Origin of the sequence: Pseudoalteromonas sp. 0303 (assembly GCF_013349995.1) — a bacterium.
GTDB lineage: Bacteria > Pseudomonadota > Gammaproteobacteria > Enterobacterales > Alteromonadaceae > Pseudoalteromonas.
Genome location: NZ_JABVXF010000030.1, coordinates 1 through 15104, shown reverse-complemented (window position 1 = coordinate 15104; position 15104 = coordinate 1). Strand labels below are relative to the sequence as shown.

Annotated in this window: 24 protein-coding genes; 20 read left to right on the top strand and 4 right to left on the bottom strand. The window is 38.3% G+C overall.

Annotation, left to right across the window (positions count from 1 at the left end; all coding sequences use genetic code 11):
• The first annotated feature begins 120 nt into the window (after nucleotides 1–120).
• A complete protein-coding gene (locus HUS62_RS16980) occupies nucleotides 121–528 on the top strand; it encodes a hypothetical protein (RefSeq protein WP_175080521.1) in 408 nt (135 codons plus the stop codon).
• Nucleotides 529–604: 76 nt separating this feature from the next.
• Here HUS62_RS16980 and HUS62_RS16975 read toward each other — a convergent pair whose 3' ends face one another.
• From HUS62_RS16975 to HUS62_RS16960, 4 genes are all read right to left on the bottom strand, one after another.
• The gene (locus tag HUS62_RS16975) at nucleotides 605–1825 is read right to left on the bottom strand and encodes a DNA cytosine methyltransferase (RefSeq protein ID WP_175080520.1); all 1221 of its coding nucleotides are present in this window, start codon (nucleotides 1823–1825) and stop codon (nucleotides 605–607) included.
• A gap of 114 nt (nucleotides 1826–1939) precedes the next feature.
• Nucleotides 1940–2842: a DNA replication terminus site-binding protein gene (locus HUS62_RS16970; RefSeq protein ID WP_175080519.1), complete on the bottom strand. Its 903-nt coding sequence runs from the start codon at nucleotides 2840–2842 to the stop codon at nucleotides 1940–1942.
• An 11-nt stretch (nucleotides 2843–2853) separates the two neighbouring features.
• Nucleotides 2854–3249 (bottom strand): hypothetical protein, encoded by a 396-nt coding sequence (locus tag HUS62_RS16965; protein WP_175080518.1) that lies wholly within the window; start codon nucleotides 3247–3249, stop codon nucleotides 2854–2856.
• Nucleotides 3243–3704 carry a hypothetical protein gene (locus tag HUS62_RS16960; protein WP_175080517.1) on the bottom strand — a complete coding sequence of 154 codons (462 nt, stop codon included), beginning with the start codon at nucleotides 3702–3704 and terminating at the stop codon, nucleotides 3243–3245. Before HUS62_RS16960 ends, HUS62_RS16965 begins: the two co-directional genes overlap by 7 nt.
• A 322-nt stretch (nucleotides 3705–4026) precedes the next feature.
• Between HUS62_RS16960 and HUS62_RS16955 the strand changes: the two genes are divergently transcribed.
• The 19 genes from HUS62_RS16955 (at nucleotide 4027) to HUS62_RS16860 (ending at nucleotide 15102) form a co-directional block, all read left to right on the top strand.
• Entirely contained in the window at nucleotides 4027–4449 is a 423-nt protein-coding gene (locus HUS62_RS16955; protein ID WP_175080516.1) for a hypothetical protein, read from the top strand.
• Nucleotides 4450–4497: 48 nt separating this feature from the next.
• Nucleotides 4498–4986, top strand: a complete 489-nt coding sequence (locus tag HUS62_RS16950; protein ID WP_175080515.1) for a DUF1870 family protein — start codon at nucleotides 4498–4500, stop codon at nucleotides 4984–4986.
• Entirely contained in the window at nucleotides 4986–5204 is a 219-nt protein-coding gene (locus HUS62_RS16945) for a hypothetical protein (protein ID WP_175080514.1), read from the top strand. Before HUS62_RS16950 ends, HUS62_RS16945 begins: the two co-directional genes overlap by 1 nt.
• Nucleotides 5205–5351: 147 nt before the next feature.
• On the top strand, nucleotides 5352–6026 hold the full coding sequence (locus HUS62_RS23185; RefSeq protein WP_258536804.1) for a hypothetical protein: 675 nt from the start codon (nucleotides 5352–5354) through the stop codon (nucleotides 6024–6026).
• Nucleotides 6027–6242, top strand: coding sequence for a hypothetical protein (locus HUS62_RS16930; RefSeq protein WP_175080512.1), 216 nt, complete (start codon nucleotides 6027–6029; stop codon nucleotides 6240–6242).
• 105 nt (nucleotides 6243–6347) lie between these two features.
• Entirely contained in the window at nucleotides 6348–6767 is a 420-nt protein-coding gene (locus HUS62_RS16925; RefSeq protein ID WP_175080511.1) for a hypothetical protein, read from the top strand.
• A gap of 39 nt (nucleotides 6768–6806) precedes the next feature.
• Complete coding sequence (locus tag HUS62_RS16920; RefSeq protein WP_175080510.1) at nucleotides 6807–7130, top strand: hypothetical protein; 324 nt, start codon at nucleotides 6807–6809, stop codon at nucleotides 7128–7130.
• A 241-nt stretch (nucleotides 7131–7371) separates the two neighbouring features.
• Nucleotides 7372–7914, top strand: a complete 543-nt coding sequence (locus HUS62_RS16915) for a hypothetical protein (protein WP_175080509.1) — start codon at nucleotides 7372–7374, stop codon at nucleotides 7912–7914.
• 21 nt (nucleotides 7915–7935) lie between these two features.
• Nucleotides 7936–8145, top strand: coding sequence for a hypothetical protein (locus HUS62_RS16910; RefSeq protein WP_175080508.1), 210 nt, complete (start codon nucleotides 7936–7938; stop codon nucleotides 8143–8145).
• 30 nt (nucleotides 8146–8175) lie between these two features.
• A complete protein-coding gene (locus HUS62_RS16905; protein ID WP_175080507.1) occupies nucleotides 8176–8475 on the top strand; it encodes a hypothetical protein in 300 nt (99 codons plus the stop codon).
• A gap of 21 nt (nucleotides 8476–8496) precedes the next feature.
• Nucleotides 8497–8685 carry a hypothetical protein gene (locus HUS62_RS16900; protein WP_175080506.1) on the top strand — a complete coding sequence of 63 codons (189 nt, stop codon included), beginning with the start codon at nucleotides 8497–8499 and terminating at the stop codon, nucleotides 8683–8685.
• A gap of 4 nt (nucleotides 8686–8689) precedes the next feature.
• Nucleotides 8690–8953: a hypothetical protein gene (locus HUS62_RS16895; RefSeq protein ID WP_175080505.1), complete on the top strand. Its 264-nt coding sequence runs from the start codon at nucleotides 8690–8692 to the stop codon at nucleotides 8951–8953.
• A gap of 19 nt (nucleotides 8954–8972) precedes the next feature.
• The gene (locus HUS62_RS16890) at nucleotides 8973–9284 is read left to right on the top strand and encodes a hypothetical protein (protein ID WP_175080504.1); all 312 of its coding nucleotides are present in this window, start codon (nucleotides 8973–8975) and stop codon (nucleotides 9282–9284) included.
• Between the two features lie 479 nt (nucleotides 9285–9763).
• A complete protein-coding gene (locus tag HUS62_RS16885; RefSeq protein ID WP_175080503.1) occupies nucleotides 9764–10330 on the top strand; it encodes a hypothetical protein in 567 nt (188 codons plus the stop codon).
• A gap of 7 nt (nucleotides 10331–10337) precedes the next feature.
• Nucleotides 10338–10544, top strand: coding sequence for a hypothetical protein (locus HUS62_RS16880; RefSeq protein ID WP_175080502.1), 207 nt, complete (start codon nucleotides 10338–10340; stop codon nucleotides 10542–10544).
• Between the two features lie 440 nt (nucleotides 10545–10984).
• Nucleotides 10985–13657 (top strand): PD-(D/E)XK nuclease family protein, encoded by a 2673-nt coding sequence (locus HUS62_RS16875; RefSeq protein ID WP_175080501.1) that lies wholly within the window; start codon nucleotides 10985–10987, stop codon nucleotides 13655–13657.
• A gap of 28 nt (nucleotides 13658–13685) precedes the next feature.
• Nucleotides 13686–14207: a hypothetical protein gene (locus tag HUS62_RS16870; RefSeq protein ID WP_175080500.1), complete on the top strand. Its 522-nt coding sequence runs from the start codon at nucleotides 13686–13688 to the stop codon at nucleotides 14205–14207.
• Nucleotides 14204–14761, top strand: a complete 558-nt coding sequence (locus HUS62_RS16865) for a hypothetical protein (protein WP_175080499.1) — start codon at nucleotides 14204–14206, stop codon at nucleotides 14759–14761. Before HUS62_RS16870 ends, HUS62_RS16865 begins: the two co-directional genes overlap by 4 nt.
• 125 nt (nucleotides 14762–14886) lie before the next feature.
• The gene (locus HUS62_RS16860) at nucleotides 14887–15102 is read left to right on the top strand and encodes a hypothetical protein (protein ID WP_175080498.1); all 216 of its coding nucleotides are present in this window, start codon (nucleotides 14887–14889) and stop codon (nucleotides 15100–15102) included.
• Nucleotides 15103–15104 lie beyond the last annotated feature (2 nt).

Sequence of the window (15104 nt, the reverse complement as noted above, 5' to 3'; positions counted from 1 at the left end):
TGGATTCCTTATTGGTAAAAGTAATTGTCCAATCTCTTTATACCGTACTCACCCCATTTGGGGGAGGAGTCCATACATCTCCTAAATTTACACCTGTTTGGAAATTGGACTAATTTTAAAGTGACAGCAAATAATACATCGCTAAAAACAATAGCATTAAGTAGTTTATTCCTTACCGCATCAATTGTTTTATATGGGGAAGTTTCAGATGATTATATAGAGGTGACTGGGCATAACTATGAATCAATACTGTTGCAGCTTGAACGGTATGATGACGCTCATTTGTTGGATTTAGCAATTAAAAGTATGCAAAACGGAGAGTTTTCACGCTCAGAATCTTTGGAGTTTTTTAGTTATGCTGTGAAGGCGCATTCGCCCATTGAAATGGCGCCTGTTTATAGAAATACGAAATCTCAAGATGCCTACTCACTCGATATTAGTAAAACAAAATTGCTAAACTTCATTAATAAGCAGAACCCAGAGCCAGAAGGGGATCAGATGACATTGGTTAAAAGTGTTTTAGAATAAAATCACTGAGTCAAAATACTTTTTCAGGTCAACCTCTGGCCATAAAACATATTTGAAATATGGGTATGATTGGAGCTCACGACAAAGCTAGAAGTGTATAATCTAAGTCATAGCCCATCATCCACTCGCAGAAATTAGGATCGAGACCACCCTCATTTACACCAAGAGACATAATAGAACCCACTAAACCACCAAGTTTGCCAGGTCTTGTTAAACGGCTTTTGCACGTAAAATTATTATTACCATCTTTCGCAATTAAAGTTGAATACAACCCCTTAAACTCATTGTTTGTTGGATTTAGCAAAGTGTCTCTACATTCAGACTCATAAAGATAACGACCTCTCAAACAACCTGCATCCGCCATTTTTATATAGCCGTATTTGTTTTTACTGTTACTGTTGTTAATGTTTGAAATTTCTGACTTTTTATAAGCATCATCGAGAGTTATCAGTTTTAACTTTGATATAGCTTCATTTTCAGCATCAAGCAGGACGTTAAATATAGCTTCTGCAATATCTGGGATAATCGCATTACCGAGTGAGTTGATTCGCTTCGTTCTGTATTTAATTGAACGTGGCACCTTAACGGTTGCGAAGTCCTTTATCCATATTTCATCTTCGTGAGGGAGGGGGAGTTTGAACTCACCATATTTAACAGTGTATCGCTTCATTGAATTAAATATATCAATTCCTAGCTTCCCTACGTTAGTAGATGGTAAGTAAGCTACAAGAAAAGTACGGTGTCTATAATGTGGGTAGCCAAAAGCAGTAGCAGACACAGTTCCCCATTGCGCTTCGTAACCTAAACTTTCTAGTTGCGCTAAAATCCTATCTAAACCTCTGTTTACAAGATTTTTCGCATTCTCAAACACACAGTATTTAGGCTCAAGGGCTGAAATTATTCTTAACTGCTCTTCAACTAACGAAGATGATTCACCTTCAATACCAGCGTTAGAGCCAGCTAAGTTAGCTTGTGAAACATTTTGACAGGGAAAACCACCCGTAATGATATCAGGGAATTCAATAACACCCTCGTAAAAATCTTCAATACATAGCGAACTAAATCCATATTTCTCGCATGGCACAAAGTCCTCACGCTCTATCAGGTCGCTGTATGGATGGCTCTGCTCTGATACGCAGACATTCTTAACATCGCCAGCGTTTTCAAGCTCAAGTTTTTGCTCAATTAACTTGCAGTTGAAGGTATCTATTTCAGAAGTAAAAATTGTACTTATCCCGACTCGATCACCCGCAACAACAAAACCACCAAGGCCAGTATATAAATCTAATTTTTTCATTGATAGCACTCCAAGTAATTATGTAACAAAGATACATAATATTTATGAAGCCATCATAATAAGTAACTCACAGTCGTTTTGTACGAGCGACAACTATAAATGCTCTAAATTAAATCAATGAGAGCTTCTTAAATAAAAACCTAGCTCCTCACACAAAGGAACCCAGCCAAGATCAAGTAATTTTTCATTATCGATAACCATTCCATCAAGTAAATCTGTTAGGCCAGCTGTTACATTTAAAGAGCCGTCTGTTATGAACATTAATGGCAACGAGCCATGAAATTTATTCCATGATGCTGAGCCGTCAAATTTAACTCCAACCTGCGGGATGGATGGTGATGGCTTGATGCGCTTGATCTCAGTGTTTACAGGTAAGCATTCTAGGTGCGCTTTAAGTTCTATTAATTTCGTTTGCCACTGGCTAGTGCTGTACTTTAGCACCGGTGGCTTATCAAAGTTATATGCAATTATGCGAAGAGCTGAATCAATTGAGTGCTTGTCATAGCGCTGCTTTCTAGTCCATTTCATATGTAGCATTCGCGCATGACTATTAAACATTCTTATTTCCCTAAAAATCTGGCTAGGATTTTTCATTGGGTGGGCCTCAAACATTAAAGGATTAAGCTTTACTTGTGGGCCTGAACTCAAGTGCACTTCTTTTGGCTTGTTGTGCTTATCCAAAAATGACTTAAGTGAACGTTTATTCTCATTTATCAAGGAAACAATAGAGCTGATCTCATCGATAGGTCCATCCTGTTTTAACGCAAAGTAGCCAGGATAAATAGATGTTTCTTTACTGTTATCAGGGGATATACATTCAAAATCGGAAAACACATCAGCTGCAGTTCGCATTGATGTAATTTGCTCTACCACTCTTGCTCCACGCTTTTTTTCCACTTTGTACACACAATACTTATCAACCACACTGTCTTTCATTAGAGATGAGGTAAGTAATGCAATGCTTGATTCAATGTTGCTGTATAAGCAGTCTAGTTCCAATCTCAAAGATAAATCCATGGTAGCCTTCCTTAATTTTTTAACGCATTGAAGCCAAGTGGCGTGAGAAGCTGTGGGGTGTCAAATCGCGCTTTATTGTTGAACTCCCAATTTGATAATGCATCAATTCCGCGCTGATAAGTTGCATTATCATGCGGATTGTTTTTCTCACTGATGCGAAGTGCCTCTGTCAGTATTTCAATCATGTAACTTAAATCTTGGACGATATCTACGTAATGCACATCTTTCATAACTCCCTTCACACAGACCTTTAATTTTAAGCCAACCTGACAATAGCCATCTGCCTCGCACTCACTATCAAACACGAACCAGATGATTTTATTGAGTGATTTATTTTCAATAAACTTTACAGTGTTGGACATGTCTGAAATTGGTTGTTGCTGAGATTTAGATTTATTAACTAACACTTTCCAAGGTACCTCTCAATTGAGTTACACGCTATAACTCTGCTGCTATTACAAGAGTTGTAGTAAAACAAAGAGTTGCGAATTTTAATATAGCAAATTGATTGAAAAGTAAATTTACTCTCTCTTTTTTGTAACGCACACGCCCCTGTGCCAATCTGATATGCGCTAAATAAAAGCAATCGTGTAATGGTATCTTTAGGTTGAAGCGAGTTGTAACCGAGAACGTCAATGCAACCGTTGTACTGCTGATACCAACCATCGGCCAGATGAAGAGGTGGATTGCCTGCACTTCCTTTTTTATCTATGCGTGTGAATTTGTCACCGACATTAAGCAACTCGCCTCCATTCATAAAGAAAGGTTCTTCGTTACTCACGAATTGAGCATTCGTTTCGACCAATAAGCACGTATCCAATGTACACAAATTGTACTCATCTTGATTTAAAATCTGTTCCATAATTAACCATAAAATATGACCGGACATACAAACTAGCACATATGAAAATCCACTGCAGAAAAAGACCCCCACATCATTTTGTGAAACATGAGTGAAAATTAAATAGATTTCATTGCTTGTAGTGTTGCAGGTGTAACATTGAAGGCTTTGATTCCCACTATTCCAGCATTGGCTTTTTCCTCTGTGTAGCACTGGGCAAAAATCCTACTGAATAAAAAAGTGAAAAAAGTTTAAAAAATAACTTGCATTTGTTCGCAAATGCGAACACGATAAGCTCAGAGCTTACGCAATGGTGCGAAGCCACTCTAAAGAGAGATTTAAAATGACTACATCAAATCAAGCACAGCAATTCCTAAACTCAAACCCGGCTCTACTATTTTCTAAGACAGTTTTAGATGATGTTGATAAATATTTAGAGCTTGTTGAAACTGCCGTTGTTCATAATCACGAATTAAGTGAAGGTGAAGTTTCTATTTTTTCTGATGGCAGCTGTATCGTTCGCATCGAAGAATCTATCAAGGTTTTAGCAGACTTTGATACAGCACTAGATACTGTTGAATGGTATGCAGATGAATACGTAATCATTAATGCAGATGCGTTAGTGAAAGATTGTGGCGATATTGTTTTTCAAGATAGCTACGGAAACGGTGTTACATTATACAATAACGAAAGCTGTGCAACTTATAGTGAACTTGCAGTAAAAGCAGGCTTAGATTTTTCAAAGTACATCGGTATTTACTTTTAATTTTATTTATAACAAAGCGGCTGCGACCGCTTTTTAGGCGGGGCATTTATGAGCTGGCAAAAACTAAATAATTTTGAGTTACAGGCGTTGCGTAAGTTGCTGTACCTTGATGTGAGCGAAGCGGCTGAGTTCGTTGGTAAGGTGGCTAATCGCACTTGGCAGTATTGGGAATCTGGTCGTAGCCAAGTGCCAAAAGATATTGATTATGAAATGTATGGCCTACTGTCACAAAGAAACCAACTAATAGATGAGACACTGCTAGAAACGCATGAGCAAGGCGATGTGGGAGTTTTAAAGTGTTATCACACATTTGATGCTTTTGTCGTTGATTATCCGCACTGTACCAAGCTTATGTGGCGTTTACATCAAAGCGTGTTAGCGCACTTCTTTGCTGAGGGTGGAGAGGTTGGCTTAGAAGCAGATATACCAGTCAACAAAGAGTCATATATTTATAAATGGTTCAACGGCTTAACAGAGCAGCAAATTGAAGATGCCAAGGTCCAAGAAATATTTAGAAGAAAAGGAATTGTTGATTAATGTCTGTTTTGCTCTCTCTAAAAATAGGCGCTCGCACGTATGAAGTAACCGAGCAAACACGGTTCTTTTGCAATGCGTCCACGGTGCAAATGTTAGATACTGGTTTGAAGCAGCCGCCAGTGCTACGCGCTAAGCACATCAAGCAAATAAACCAGTTTGAGCGCCTGCAGCATGATCACACATTCGGTCAAACAATCTCAGTATTCAGCTTGAAGTAAAACCAAGGTCGCACAGCGGCCTTTTTTGTTTCCCCGCCCTGCCAATATTCCAACACCCATGCCGTATTGCATGAATTGCCTTGTTATTGCACTGTGATAGTGTAATCTATATTGCATTGTCAAATATTAAGGCTATGCAACTAAAAGATGTTAAGGCAGATATTCACTGAAAACGACATCGATTCACTCTTTAATAAAGCCTGTGTGGGTAAATATGAGCTTAAAGATAGATACCTAGTAAGCCAACTCGCATATGTTCCTTTGTCGCTCACTGAGCACAATTTGCTGCGCTTGCACCAGCTAATTAGCGATAAGGGCGAGGTCTACAGAAAGTGGGTTTTACCATCGGCTTTTAGTCGCAATAAAAAAGATCGAGTAATCGAAGTGCCAGAAGTGTTTTGTCAGGCGCTTGAACAATATCTTGATTGGTACGAACGGCAAGACCTGCCGCCAGAATACAGGCACAACCTGAATACTTTTAGAGGGTTTAGCAAATACGCCCCAGCTTTACTTAATGACAGATTAAGCGGCTTTGCTATGAGCGAGCGAGCCGTAAAAACGGGCATTAACATTCAGCCTACGAACCTGCGAACCAAGGTTAATACGCTGCTCAAAAAAGCTGGTCTTGATTGGGCTACAGCGAAAACATTTGAGGACTCACTAATCATTCACTTAGCAAAAAATGTTGATCATGGTGTGGTCGCTGATTTATTTGGGTATAGCTCACGGCAAGTTGTAACAGATAAATATAACGGTAACTTGTTGCAGCTATCAGACGCTATCAATGGTGTGTATTCACGCATTAAAGTCACAGGACATTAAATGACATTAGAGCAATTAGAAACGCTTGTTAAGCTAATGCGAGGCGATATGAATAGCCTTGCGGTTCAATCTGCCAAGCTGGTACTTGTTGATGGTTTAAGCCAAGCAGAAGCGGCAACAAAGCTTGGTACAAAACCTAATACCGTCAACAACGGTGTTAAGCGATATAGCGAAGCAAACCAAGAAATAAAAAAAGTGTATTTTATCGACAATTAACGCTTGCTATACACGTCTAGGCGTGTATACTTGGTTTCAAGTTAAGGGTTTACTGCCGCACAGGCAGCTTAGTTAATCAAACTAAAGGCTAATAAGGAATTTGAAATGAACACTTTAAGCATTTTTAAGCAACCTGATAATAACGACTTTTTCATGGCAGCTTTCAACGAGGAAGAAGCTTTAAATTTGGCACATAAAGGCTCTTATGCTGATGCAATAAATGAGGCACTTTGCGTATGGGGTCTTGATGTAGACAGCGTTATTGTTGAAGTCGATGCGGAAATAACCTTCAACTATGACTATGGCGATTATGGCTCACACGATGGTTTTTTTAACGCTGTCGTTTTAATGGGTGATGAAGCTTATCACTTTCAATGCTGCACTGACGAAAACGGTGAAGTAGATTTTGACGATTGCGGTTATATGGAAGGCCTGTGCGGTGACTGCAATGATAAATTGGCTGCTGTTGTTGGTTGGGATGGTGTGTTTTCTTTATTAAAAAGAGCATACGAAGAATATAAATAATTACGGGCGCTTAGCGCCCCTATTGGAATACAAAAAGTAATGGCGAAATTAATAGATATTTTAATTAATGATCCCAATTTCACGTTTTGGGCTGCGGCAACGGCTGTAGTCCAAACAGAAGATAAGCACATTAGGGCTATTGCGATTGATGGTGAAGATATCAATGAGGGTTTCCCTATTCATCATTATCATGATGGTGTTTTAGCTGATGATTGGCAGACGGCCATAATATCTAGGCAAGCATTTGCAAATGCAATAGGTGTAACTCTTGGTGAGTATGAAGGGGCTTTAATCTCTAAAGCGGCGGCTGATAAATATCCGCATAAGCTTGCAAGAATTAAGCAACCCCCATTTAGTGAATAGTGTATTGTAATAACGGGGATCAGAATATGAACTTTTGGATTAAGACTTTTTGCAGTTTTGTACCTTGGTTTTTTTTGGTAGCAACTTATTTTTATTACCCATTTTCTGATGATGTAGCCCAGTTTTTTTCAATATTACCTATGGCCTGTTTCGCGGGATGGTTACAAGTAGTCATTTACCTTAAATTCGGCTCTAAAAGTCTATTCAAAGAACCGAAATACAAGCATTTGGAATAAGTTCTATGACTATGTATCAAGCAGGACAAAGGGTGTTGGTAAAACAACTGCACCATCAGCATAGCATTGATAAAAAGCAGACGTTCTTAGGCCGTGTAGTTGTAGTTGTTAGTAGCAGGGAATACAAATCTGGCACTAGATACTTTTTGCGTTTAGCTGCTTCGCCTAAACGCACCATTTTTTTGAATGAACAATATTTAGAAGTATTGGGTGATCAGGTTCTTCATAGAAATGATGCTCATTATTTTGATGTTGATTCCGCTAATGACATTAATGCTTTTGAACCCGAATTACGTGTAATTCACTCGATACCTATGCATCTAGGTAAAGTTGAAGCGATTGAAATTGATGATGGTGCAGATCTCAAAGTTTGTGAGTGGCGATACCTAGACGATGAAGGGGAATTAATTCATCAGTCAGAAGGCCAATATGGTAATACTATGGCTGCATTACGGGATGGTTTAGTAACGATTATTGGTTTGCCAAGTGAATTTACGATTCGTGAAATTGAGCGGGTACGTGACAAAATTACTGCACATTTTAAATAGTTGGAATACGAGGGAAGATCGATGGCTGCAACTAAAAAGCAGATAGTAGATTTAGAGCGTTGCAACATTAATCTGGCCGCGCTCGGCAATATTCGGGAGCAGCTTGAAAAAGTCCGTCCCTCTGATGATGTGTTTTCAGAATATATTGTCAAAATTCATTCGATGATAGACGAAATGAGTGCAGATGAAATTTCATTGCGCGATGCGTATGTCGAAGAATTAACTAATTAACCAGCATTGGAAAAAGAACGGGAGTTCATCATGGCAGATGTTAAAGAATTAAACGGTGAAATTGTATTGAGTGTATTCGGGCATGAATCGCTTGATGAAATTGACGATGCACTTTTAAAGCACGTTAACGAAACAATGGAAGGTAACGCACCTGGTATTTTAGTCAAATATCCCGTTATTAATGCAGGTAACAAAATAGGCTTTGTGACAATTGAAACAACAAACGCTGAACGAATTTTTGAGCATTACACATTAAGCGGGCAAAAGCTTTTTAATGAGTTCAAAATTTTAGATTTTTACAGTGGCGCTTACGGCACGTCAAACCAATAACTAACGTTGATAGGTGAACTTATGGCGCAAAACTTACCAAACTACATAGTCACACAGCTAAGACTTGTGTGTGATTATTGCCAAGCTGATAACACATTTATCGAGGCTGGTAAAAAGCCTAATGGAGAACCGATGATCGTTTTATCATGTGGTGATTGCCATTCGGTTGCGGAATATGCACTTAGCGAATTAGAGCAACAAGAGGAGTGATTATATGTTTTTAGCAGGATATGTGTTTAAGCCTGATCATGATGAAATTCATTTTCTGAAAAATGAGAAAATAGATGGTCGTAAAAAGTACGGTAGCAACTTTACAACTGATAAATCACAGGCACACCAATTTAAAAGTGTTGAACAATTCAAAGGCCAGTTAGAAAAGTTTTTGACTAAAGTGAATGCTGATGAAGATCACTATAACTTCACACTGGCATATCTTGAGCTTGATTCGGGCAACGTCACTAAAATTTTAACGTGTTAATTTTAGTGTTGGAAAAATTATGAATGGGTTTATGAAGCTGTGTTTTTGTGTTGTCTGCGTGTTTGGTTTTCTTGCATTAGGTGCGGGTATTCCTCGTAATTTTAATGGCGCAACGGTAATTATTCAAGATTGTAAGTCTCAGTCTACAGAGAGTGGATTTTGCGAATACGAAGGCTATCTTGAGCAAAGCTGGACTGGTTCATATTTTATGAGGGTGAGACAAGACACCTTCCTGCAATTTAATAAAGACTCACTTATTGATCAAGGCGATAATAAGTTTGTTTTCTCAAGCGGGTATTTAAGACAAGACACTGTGATCGTGCATAACTAAAAAATTAGTTAGATTAACACTCGTAACAATTTCAACTCCCAATTTTGGGACTCATTACTAGTAAGCGGTGTTTCATTTTTACTATTACTTTTTATAGAGTATCCTTCTGGAAAAGCGTAGAAAGAGGATGCAGTATTTTTCCAACCATTTACTTGCATGGAGAGTTTTTTTGAAAATAAAAAAAAGTTATTGGAGTGAAATATTAGCTTCCAACCCTTTATTTGGTTTGTTTCTTGTCGTCTTCTATTTAGTGATTTTGTGGTCGGTGACTATCAAAATATGGTTGAGTGGGCATCCTGTTGTTGCAGTAGTTGTCTTCGTACTTATATCGCTTGTCGTTAAATTTAAATCGAAGGATATTATTGCTGCGATTAAAAAGAAATGATTCAAAATTTATTAGTTAGGTGTTATGTATGAGTTTTAAGTTTGGCTACGGTTACTTAAAAATTTAATGCGTAGCCTATGCAAGTGTAATCAAGATGAAAAGATATTTGTTGTTATTTGCTTGCGGTTTAGCCGTGTTTTACAGTGCCGACAAAGTTGTACCTTGGTATATGAATAATGTTGTGGACAGTGGTGGTGTTACCTACGCCAATGTTTTCAAAGTATTGGCTGAAAATCCGAAAGAGCGGCCATTAAGACAAATGGCACACTCAATGATTGAAGATGAAAAAATCGTTGCGTCTGAATATACATCGTTTATTGGCTTGTATAACAGCGAGTTTGGAAGCTTGGTAGGCGTTTCAGGAGGTAAGATCTATGAAAAGGATTATTACCTGAATCTGATTCATGACTTTTTTAAATTGAATGGTGAGGTTACATGTACGTCAGTTAGGACTAACTCTGTAAAAAAATTCGTCGTTGAAGATAATCTTAGTTATGGCGAATTTAATAAGCCTTCACACAATCAGGAGCGGTTCGAGTTTGTTAATGTAGACGGGGGCAATGATTTCATTTTAGCGGTTGACGATTGGCGCTGTGAAGATGCAGATTTAAATCTCTTTTCTGTCACGGATAAAGTTGTGCCGTTAGTTGCCAGCATATAGAAGTATATTGATTAACGTTAACTATATTGGAAAATCAATTGGTGTAGGCGGTTTTACAAAAACTGTTATTGATCATGAACGTAGTGTTGAAACTTTACTGAAATCTGGCTTTCCCTTATTTATGAAAAAAACAGATGCTAGGGAAGCTGCCAAAGCGGTTAATTTAACTGGCTATACGTACACTCAATTTGAAGTTAATAAGATTCAATTATGAAAGATAAAGAATGATGAAATTACCAGAGCTAATAAAGCAGCTACAAGAAATAGACAAATAAGTTCCTTTTGAATAAGACTAAATGATGGACGAAAAAAAAGACAAATTTATAACTCAGGCACTAAACATTGCATTGCCCATCGTCGCGATGGTGTATTCGCTAATTCTATTGCTTGTTTTGGGGCTAGATAACGTTAAGGCTTGGAATAGTGTAGGGGTAATCCTTATCGGCATATCTGTTGTTATGACTGTGAAGAAAGAGGGTGAAAACTATAGTAGAATAGCGGTATGCATGGCGTTAACTGGTACTTTTATAACAGGTTATTGCTCCCTCATACAGTAACTAGAAAACTACAATATAATCAATAGGGTGCTCTTTTTTTGAATTAAATTACACAGTGTTTATCTTCTAAGTATGAGATTTAAGAGACCATACTACGATGAGCAAAATTCAGAATATAAATACAAGCACCCTTGTAAAATTAGCAAGTGAAAATTCATTAACAATTACACCCAACAACCGAATTGCAGCTAATTTAACAAGCTATACTGTTAATTTCATTCTCAATGAAACGTGTAAATCTGCTTGCCTTACACCTACCATTTTGCCGCTAAAGCAATGGATAGCAGATACTTTTAATACACTGCGTATCAATAATGTAGCCCCGTTTTCAAAGCTCGCCCTTGTAACCGAGTCGGCATTAGCAAGTTATTGGGTAAGAGCCATGTACAGCCAAGGGCAAAGTGACAACCTAATTAACCCATCAGAATGGTTACGTGAAGCGATGGCTGCAGATAAAATTGCAGCGCGTTGGAAATTGGTAAATTACACACCAGATTCAGCACTAAGCAACCACTTCAAAAAATGGCGAAAGCAGGTGCAGAAAGAATTACTGTCTAACGGCTATGTAACGGAAGCTATGGCAATAGAACTAGTTATCTCCGCTATTAAAAATGGTGAGTTGTCACTCCCAAAAAATGTTTATACCTTCGCATTTGATGAAATCCCGCCTCTTTACCAGGACCTGTTTGATGCAATAACCAATCACGCTAATTTAAGTGAGTTAAAACCTCTCAGGTCAAAAGCAAAATGGTACCGTGTAGAAACACTCTGCAGTGAAGACCAATTTAAAGTGGCCGCAAAGTGGGCGTCTAAAGTCATAGAAAATGAAAAAGGCAAATCTATCGCTATCGTGTCTCCCGACTTAAAATCGCAGAAGAAAGACATCATCAAAAGTTTGAATGACGTGTTTGAACCACAGTGGGTTTTACCGGAAAGCGGCAGCTATACAGCGCCTTATGATGTATCGCTTGGTGAACCTTTAAATCAAATCCCATTATTCAATCGAGCGCTATATTATTTGTCGCTAGAAAATGTAGTGATGTCTGAAGAGGTCATTAACATTATAAATGATCCATTTGCCTTTGCTAATAAAGAGAAAATGGAAAGGCGGCGCTTTGCAAAAAAAATGCGAGATAACCGTGGTATAAAAACAGCGCTTAAATCGCTCGCAATGAAATCCTCTTGCCCTCCATTCCTTTCAAAGTCACTAAACGATTTTGCGAACTTGAGTGAGGCATTAAACACAAACTCCATGGTACCAAGTAAATGGGCTATGGCATTCAATGACATGCTATCGGTAATTGGCTGGGCTAAAAATGTAGAGTTAAACGAATTAGAGCTGCTAGGTGCAAAAAAATGGGTTGATGCTCTCGATATGCTGGCTGCTCTTGATACGCATACGGGGACCATCACAAAAGAACTAGCTTTGCGTTTAATCAATCAATACACAGCAAATACACTTGTTACGCCACAAACAAAAGGTTCACCTATTAACGTGTTAGGCGCATTGGAAGCTGCAGGGTTAGATTTTGATTACGTTTGGGTTTTGGATTGTAATAACAACGTTTTCCCAGCTAAGGCCGAGCCTAACGCCTGTTTACCTCATGCTTTACAAATAGAGAGCAAAACACCTCACAGTAGCGGTGAGCGTGAGCACGAATTTACGAATCAGCTATTTAGTCGATACAGTACATCTTGCGATGAACTTTACACCAGCTACATCACTGAAGATCAATATGGTTCAAAAGAAGCTGCATTCATCCTGACTGAAGCAACTGCAGACATAGATGCTGATTCAATTATTGACCATGATTTAATTTGTTATAAAGAAGCAAGTTTTCAACGCTTCAGCACACACACTGTTAATAATGAAATAGGGCCATTAGCAACTAACAACAACACGATACCAGGCGGTGTTGCAGTCTTGGATTTAATGAACCTTTGCCCAATGCAAGCTATTACAAATAACAGATTAAAGGTTGGAGAGCATAAACCTAACTTCACAATGGGTTTGTTTGGTGGTGAAAGAGGGGAGATGATGCACAATGCGCTGGAAGCAATGTGGGGTGAAATCATAGAGCTCGCTAAGGCCCAAAAATCACCGACACATAGTGACCAATTGCATTTGATGGAGCCGGTTGATGTGCAAAGCATGATTGAACGTGCTGTCGACAGTGCATTCTTTTGGTTAGATCGTGATGACATAAGCGATGAGTTGATTGAGCAAGAACGTAAGCAAATGAGCTCCACCCTCACTCAATGGATAGAGATTGAAAAAGCCAGAGACAAATTCAATGTCATAGCGATGGAAAAGTCTGACTTCGTTATTCTCGGTGACTTTAAAATTAAAATTCGCAAAGACAGGCTGGATAGTGTGGTTAATTCTGCAAATATTAACAAAACACTTGCGCTAGATTATAAAAGTAGCGAAGAATCATGCACAAGTGCCTTGAGTAGAAAAATTGACAAGTCTCAGTTGCCACTTGCGGCACTAAGTGAAGGCGCTAATGGAGTGGGTTATTTAAATGTTGTTCCTTACTCATCAAACATTAGTGGGTTGGCAGATGATGAATCACTAGAAATGTTTAAACCTATTGGAAAGCACAGGGCACAAGCCCCGAAGGAATGGCAGGAACTAACAGGCTGGTGGCGGGATACGTTAGCGGAGCGTGTAAAACAATATGCTCAAGGCTTTGTGTCATTTACACCAAGTGCTAAAGCATGCGCTTATTGTGTCAAACGCAGTTTGTGTGAACACTCTGCAGCATAAATCAAAGAACATGTAAGAGAGGTCTTAATTGAAACTCAAGTTATCACTAAGAGATACAGCGATTTTGGTGGCTGCACTCAGCGCAATCATTATGGCCTTTTACTTAACCCAAGAAAAAGCAAATGTCATTGATCCACGTAAAACATTACCGATGGTGGTATTTGATGATAAAGATAAGCTTTGGCAGGTTGTTACGTATAGCGGTGAGCCTGTTACAGCATTCAATATTGAAGTCTACCCAAAATACGAAGAGTCATTAAAAAAAGTGTACATCAATTATAGGTCGCAGTTTGTATTTCATGATGGTTCGCCAATTTTGCTTAATAACGAACCATTGTTTTGGAATAGAGCCGGTGAAATAGTTGATTACAATTACAGATACATTAACGAAGGTTTAGTGTTTTTCGTGGGCAGCAAGGGTATGAAACCAAGAACAGCAATGACACTAAAGACGCTCAAAGAAGATCTGAGAAACAACGTCCTAAAAGAAGAGGATATGTTAAGAAATAAACAAATTAATCAACTTGCCGGAAAGGAAAAATCAAGGTGATAAAAAAGTATTTGAAAATTCACGCTGTGAATAGGCTACAAAGCAAAGCTCAAAAGCGCACGCTTACTTTGCTTTGTGTAGTAGATACGTTTTTATTAGCGAGCAAACAGCCGGTTAATGTATTAAGCCTCAATGGTAACACCTTGCTACCGTATGTAGATGGTGAATATACGCAAAGGAAACTCTTAAAAATTATTGATAATGAGTTACCTTTGTTAATCTATAACGCCATCATTTGTGATGATATCGAATTACTTGACGATATAAATGTTGAGTTAGACGCTTTAGAAACATCCCTGAAAAATAGAAAAAAAAATGAATGGGTGAAACTACTGCTCAAAAGTGCATTCGATGAAAATCCTATCACGAATAAATACCTTTTAAGCAAAACAGACAAGCAAGCGCAAAAATTTGGTGCAGATAGAGCACAATATAATACGTATTGTGCAGTTCACTTAGAGACTTTAAAAAAATTATTTAAAAGTAAAAAACAATGTAAATCATTGTGTGACTGGCTCAATAATAAAAAACAAGAGGTCCAGCTTCTAAATTAACACCATAACTCGATGAATAAGTACAGGCTTTAAAGCATATGGCACTTTCTCTGCAATTAAATACCAAGTCGCTAAACTTGTCGTTGTTGAATAGGTTATAACCAAATAAATAGCAGAGGAATGATATGGCAATTGAAGTAACTGAACCGGTACTTGAAAAAGCGGTGCGAGATTTAATAGCTTTTAATGAATTCACATTTTACTACGAGCGTGACACGGACGAATGTACAGGTCTAACGTTTGCACTTGAGTTTTTATTCTGCTCCTTGAACAAAGTTCGCCGCATTCTCGCCTGCTTTAGCTGCGAGTTAAGGCGAACGGTCTTGACTTTAATGGAGTAGGG